Source organism: Paenibacillus sp. LHD-38 (assembly GCF_031157315.1).
Taxonomy (GTDB): Bacteria; Bacillota; Bacilli; order Paenibacillales; family Paenibacillaceae; genus Pristimantibacillus.
Map to the genome: position 1 here is coordinate 1 of NZ_JAVIFU010000117.1, position 2,022 is coordinate 2,022.

The 2,022-nt window shown below is 42.1% G+C and carries 2 protein-coding genes; one reads left to right on the top strand and one right to left on the bottom strand.

The window, feature by feature from the left end; all coding sequences use genetic code 11:
• The coding region (locus RCO25_RS34450) for a transposase (protein WP_374992223.1) at nucleotides 1–389 on the bottom strand (389 nt) is incomplete at its 3' end.
• Nucleotides 390–697: 308 nt separating this feature from the next.
• On the opposite strand from RCO25_RS34450, the gene RCO25_RS34455 reads away from it, so the two are divergent.
• Entirely contained in the window at nucleotides 698–1,777 is a 1,080-nt protein-coding gene (locus RCO25_RS34455) for an alpha/beta hydrolase family protein (protein WP_309000546.1), read from the top strand.
• Nucleotides 1,778–2,022 lie beyond the last annotated feature (245 nt).

Genomic DNA, 2,022 nt, shown 5'->3' on the forward strand with positions numbered 1-2,022 from the left:
GCTAAATCACCCTTAACGGCTGGTCGATGACGGTAGCTCCATGCCGACTCCACCAACGTACGACGCAAGTGGTTATTGCCCGCTTTTGTCATCGAACCTCGGCGCGTGCTCTGACCTGACGAGTATTCACAAGGAACAAGACCTAAGTAGGCCATGAGTTGCGCAGGGGAGCGAAACCGCGCAAACGTGCCGATTTCTGCGGCAATGGTAATGGCGGTTAGGCGCGCGACGCCACGTAAGGATTGAAGGAGCTGAATGACGGAAGCCTTTGCACCCGTCGTGGCTTGCTCGAGAAGCGCATTGTCCAATCGACCTATGCGATTGTGGAGTATGCGTGCAGAAGAATAGTACTTGGAGAAATGTCCCACACGCTTCTTCTGTTCCCGCATGCCCAAGACCAGAGCAACGGTGCCTAATGAGCTTGCTTTCTGAACAACAGCTGTATTCCATCGCGACGAAATCCTGCGAATGAGTGAGTATATGTGAGATAAACCCTTAAAACCGAGGGACGGGTACGATAGTTCAATAATAGCAGCTGCTTTCTAAGACTTTATTTTCTCGTCCATGGCTACCGTCGTATTCGGATCATACCGTTCATCTCAATTGTTGAACTAACGGGCAGTGTACTACCAAAATATGGTATACTTAAGAAACATGGTCTTAGAGGTGTACTTCAATATCGTAAAGGGGTGCTGATGTGAGAATTGGTCGAACTACTAGAGTGTTTACGGATATAGGTAGGGACAACCCATTTAAGAATGATGGAAGTAAACGGCGTTTTATGATAAGTATCTATTATCCTTCTTATGATTCGGACATCTCAGAGCACGAACCTGTGTACCCAGAATTATTTCATCCTGGTGAGGAAACAGCCATTGAGTTTTTAAATAATTTTGGAGCCGATGTAGCTTATTTAAACAAACTAAAAACAAACGTTTATTATAATGCAGGTATTCTAGAGGGCGGTGTTTATCCCGTTATTATTTACTCACCTGCATTTGGTATTGAAAGAGATATGTATTGGTTTAATATTAAGAATCTTGTTATACAAGGTTTTGTTGTCCTGACTATCGGAGCAACTTATGATTCGGTGTTTACTGTATTTCCTGATGGCGAATATGTTCAACAATTGAAGACCCTCGCCGATTTAGAAGGGACCGATTTTGAAGGATGGCTGACGTTATTAGAAATAAGAATACAGGATATCCGTTATGTATTGGATAAATTACCTGAACTAAACGAAATTGATGAGTTGCTAAAAAACAAAGTCAATTTACAGAGAATAGGCTTAATAGGGCATTCTTTAGGTGGAGCCGCAGTGTACAGGGTTTTAAAAGAAAATTCACTTATAAAGGCAGGTATATTATTAGACCCAAGCCTCCATCTTCTCGGTTCAAGCACGTCTCCACTCTCCACTCCTGTTTTGCTGATGCGACAAAATTCTACGACTTATGAGATGCTAATAAATGATGGTTGGAATGAAACTGTTGCTCGCGAAACAATTAAAGGACAATCACACCTTGCAAGTGTTCTAACTGGTTACAAGTCCTTTATTAAAATTCATGGGGCTAATCATGTCACTTTTAGTGATGCTCCTATTCACTTCAATGAAACTGCAATCGACATAAAACACGATGTTATTAATGAAGTGATAGCTTCTTTTTTAGATGAATTTGTCTATGACCGAGCTGGCGAGTACACGAATAAAATTGGAGAGATATCTGGTATTAGTCTGATTGGTAGTGATGAGAGTTCGTTAAGCTCCCTCAGAGAATAAGGTTTTTCTCACGAATGCTCGCTCATTCGCAGAATTTCACATGCATGTTTAAATAGGAGTTTAAAGGATTACATGAGGTGGGCTAAGCAGTTCCGTTTGAGGGCATGCGGGAATAGAAGGTGCTGATCTAATTACAACATCTTCCAAATAAAGATTTACTGCACGTCTCTCTCCACAAGGTCCTTGGGATTCACTCTCCCAAATCTCAACGGGTCTATGCCCTCACATTCCTTCGTCCTATCTAT